This is a genomic window from Streptoalloteichus hindustanus (assembly GCF_900129375.1).
Taxonomy (GTDB): Bacteria; Actinomycetota; Actinomycetes; order Mycobacteriales; family Pseudonocardiaceae; genus Streptoalloteichus; species Streptoalloteichus hindustanus.
This window is the reverse complement of sequence record NZ_FQVN01000026.1, coordinates 1-3305: the sequence shown is the minus strand read 5'-3', so window position 1 is coordinate 3305 and position 3305 is coordinate 1. Positions and strand designations below refer to the sequence as shown.

Genomic DNA, 3305 nt, shown 5'->3' with positions numbered 1-3305 from the left:
ACCCGGTGCCCCTTCTGAGAGGGTCGGCCCGGCCGGACGCGCCAGCGGCCCGGCCGGTGCCGCGCCCTCTCAGAACGGGGCCATGGCCGGGCCGCGGCTCTACCGCGCGCCGCCGGCCGGCGGCGCGCCTTGATCCTGTAGAGCGGAATTCGGCAACGAGCCACGGTGCGTGCCTGCGGGTTGCGCGTCGGCTAGATCAGCCTGCTCGTGTAACCCGCCGCGACAAGCCGTTCGTAGGCCGCGTGCACGTTGTCGGGCACGTCCTGGTGGATGGCGAAGCCGCGTTCGGCGTAGACCGTGATGCGTTGGGTGTCGCCGACCAGCATGTCCACAACCCGCTTGGTGTCGCCGATGCTGCGGATGTAGTCGGCCAGTGGCAACGGTCGGGACGAGCAGATGACCTCGACCTCGGGCCACAGCTTCTTGCAGGTCGCGTAGGCCCGGCGCTGCTGGTATGGGCGGGAGATCAGGATCAGCGACCGAACCTCGATGCCGTCATCGGCCAGTAGCTTGCGGGTGAACTCGATGTTCTCCCCGGTGTTCCTCGCGTTCGGTTCAACGAGGATCGCCCCGTCGGGGACGCCCAGTTCGAGCGCGTGTTCGCGGTAGTGCACGGCCTCGCCTCGGGGGAAGCGCTCCACGGTGGTGGGCGCGTTGGCCCCGGTGAAGACGATCCGAGGGAACAGGCCGCAGTGGAACAGGTCGGCGGCGTGGATCGCCACGCCCAGGTCGTGACTGCCCAGCCCCACGCCGATGTCGCATGGCCGCGGTTCGTGGTGCATGTCGTGGTAGTCCCACAACGTCTTGACGTCGGCGTAGAGGTGGTCAGGCAACTCGTGGGCGTCCACCGACGTGTGTCCTCTCCGGCCGGAAGCTGAAGCTGTTGCGCCGCATCAAGCGTCGGCATCCTCCACTTCCTGCTCCTAGGCCCGTCACGCGGGCGGGAGTGCGCGGCGGGCGGTCAGGAGTTGGTCGAGCAAGGCTGCTGCGGCGGGGTCGTTGTCGTGCCGATGGCGGAGTTCGGAGACCATCTCGCCGGTGAGCATCGCCAGGGACATGACGGAACGCCGGTCGGTGCTCAACGCGACCTCGGTCCAGCTTTGGGCCGCTTCGAGGTCGCCTTCCCGGAGCGCGATGATGGCCAGCGTCAACCGCGCTTCCAGAGCGCGCATGGGGCTTCGCTCGGTGCCGTCGGGACGTTGTGCCAGGTGGATGACTTCGTGGGCGTGCTCTGCGGCCTTCTTGTGTTCACCGACCAGGCGATAGCAGTCCATGGCGTAGAAGTCCCACTTCGTCGGGTCGATGACGAAGTGGTTCTCGGGCCGCGACGGATGATCGTGTTTGTCGAGAAGCCGGAACCCCTCGTCCAACATCTTCTGCACTTGGTCGTGGTCGCCCATTCGAGCGTGTGCCTTGGCGGCCTGGGCTGCGAGTTGGACGGCGACGGAGGCTTGGGGCGCTGCCTGCTGTCCTGCGCGGGCGTAGCTGGGGACGGAGCGCAACCGGTCCTGGGTGAGGGCGAACCAGGCGCTCAACTCGTGCGACCAGGCGATGATCTCTCCATGCCCGGTTTCGCGGCCGAGCTGGAAGGCGGCGTTTCGGCTGATCTCGGCGGGCCGCTTGAGTCCCATGTCGTACTCAAGGCAGCCGATGAGCAGCGTGAGCCAGCCGGCGGCGACCAACAGTTCGCGGTGCTCCCGGAGGGTGACGCGGCTGTCGAGCAGCTTCGCCGTGTACTCCAGCCACACCTTGGCTTCCCCCCGTAAGGTTGCGGGGTCGCGCCAGGGGTACTCACAGCAGAGGTCTTCGACCGTTCCCCGGAGCTGTTCCAGGGTTTGTGGCCCGACGTCGGTGCGGTGGAGGCGGCGGGCGACGTCGCTGACACTCCATGGATCGTCGGTGGGCAGGACCAGGTCAGGTGCTCGCTCCGCTCGCTCGGGCGGCACGAGCACGCCTCGGCGGTCGTGTTGTTGCAGGGTGAGAAGAAGGCCGCCGGCCTGAAGGACCGTGTCCAGCAGTCTGGTGGTGCTCTCGTCGGGGACGCTGTTGCCGCTCTCGGCTCGGCTGATCTGGCTTTGGCTCCACTTCGTGGCCCTGGACAGCTCGGCCTGGCTGAGGCCAGCCTGTTGCCGCAGCCTCCGGAGAGCCTGGCCGAAGGTCTCCATGCAGCGCATCACCCCAGCTCATGGCCTATGCGCATGCGATGCGCATAGGGCGCATAACGCGGTCATGGGCAGCCTAGTTCGTGATCCTGGGGACGTACACGTGACGTCTGCGGGCTGAGGGCCTGCGCAGCACCCCATGGGGGCGGTCGCATGGGTTTCTACGTCGTGGTCTATCCGGAGCCGGGCGACGAAGCGCAAGTGAGCGAGGTCGAGCCAGGGGCTCCGACACTGGTCATGGAGGTCGGGAACAGCGCACTCGTCGTGAGAGTGAACGTGGGAAGGCTCGGCGCGTACGAGGTCGCCGCGCAGTTCGGCCGGCAGCTCGCGGCCGCTGCAACCCAGTTCGCTGATCGATGCGAAAACATGATCGACCCCGCGTTACCCAACCTGGTGCCTACGGGAAGGAACGCGAGCGAGAGGGACGAGGGCCGCCATGGATGAGGGTCAGGCGTGGGACGAGGTCCGTTCGCTGGCTGTTGCGGTGCGAGAACTCAGCGCTCGTCTTCGACGCGTGGAGCGGCACCTTGGCCTTCCAGCGCCCGTTCAACAGCCTTCATCCGAGCGTCCAACGCTTCCACGGAAGTCCTGAGCTCCTTGAGAAGGCGCACGATGTCGTCGGGTACGCCCGAGACCTCGGGGCGGACATCCGGCTTCCGGAGGACGACCGCCCCCTTGCCCTGGCGAACGGCGACAAGTCCCTTGTTGACCAGGATCTTGACGGCGTTCCGGATCGTGATGTTGGAGACCTGAAACTGCTTCTCCAGCGTGGGATTGGAGGGCAGGAGCTCCCCCGGCTCGTACGCGTCTTCACCGATCATCGCCTCTAGGTGCGCCGCGATCTGCTCATACGCCGGACGCCGGTCGGCCGGGTCGATGCTCACCGCGCAAGCGTAGCCACTCAGTGCACTCAGTAGACATACACTCGAACGGAGTAAGTATACTACGTTGACTCTGTATACGGAGTGGCATACCTTCGTGGTGCCGCTGGATGAGCGGCCTCAAGGGCAGAAGACGGCAGAGAGGACGCATGGCAATGGCGATGCCAAGGGGTTACCGGTTCGCGGTTCCGTTCGAGGTGGTCTTCCCGAAGGGCCTGGTGCTGGTGGGGGAGCTGGGGCCGGACAACGAGTACCAGTCGCG

Annotated in this window: 4 protein-coding genes; 1 reads left to right on the top strand and 3 read right to left on the bottom strand. The window is 66.6% G+C overall.

The window, feature by feature from the left end; translation table 11 throughout:
* Nucleotides 1–191 precede the first annotated feature (191 nt).
* Nucleotides 192–782 carry a YdcF family protein gene (locus BUE43_RS32430; RefSeq protein ID WP_083960410.1) on the bottom strand — a complete coding sequence of 197 codons (591 nt, stop codon included), beginning with the start codon at nucleotides 780–782 and terminating at the stop codon, nucleotides 192–194.
* 150 nt (nucleotides 783–932) lie between these two features.
* Nucleotides 933–2165: a helix-turn-helix domain-containing protein gene (locus BUE43_RS32425; protein WP_073490183.1), complete on the bottom strand. Its 1233-nt coding sequence runs from the start codon at nucleotides 2163–2165 to the stop codon at nucleotides 933–935.
* Nucleotides 2166–2315: 150 nt separating this feature from the next.
* Between BUE43_RS32425 and BUE43_RS32420 the strand changes: the two genes are divergently transcribed.
* Nucleotides 2316–2606, top strand: coding sequence for a hypothetical protein (locus tag BUE43_RS32420; protein ID WP_073490181.1), 291 nt, complete (start codon nucleotides 2316–2318; stop codon nucleotides 2604–2606).
* A gap of 50 nt (nucleotides 2607–2656) precedes the next feature.
* Here BUE43_RS32420 and BUE43_RS32415 read toward each other — a convergent pair whose 3' ends face one another.
* A complete protein-coding gene (locus BUE43_RS32415) occupies nucleotides 2657–3046 on the bottom strand; it encodes a GntR family transcriptional regulator (RefSeq protein ID WP_073490180.1) in 390 nt (129 codons plus the stop codon).
* Nucleotides 3047–3305: the final 259 nt, after the last annotated feature.

What these genes read in the sequence shown, in the direction of transcription:
- BUE43_RS32430 (WP_083960410.1), bottom strand. Translation starts at nt 782, where the DNA reads ATGCACCACGAACCGCGGCCATGCGACATCGGCGTGGGGCTGGGCAGT.
- BUE43_RS32425 (WP_073490183.1), bottom strand. Translation starts at nt 2,165, where the DNA reads ATGGAGACCTTCGGCCAGGCTCTCCGGAGGCTGCGGCAACAGGCTGGC.
- BUE43_RS32420 (WP_073490181.1), top strand. Translation starts at nt 2,316, where the DNA reads ATGGGTTTCTACGTCGTGGTCTATCCGGAGCCGGGCGACGAAGCGCAA.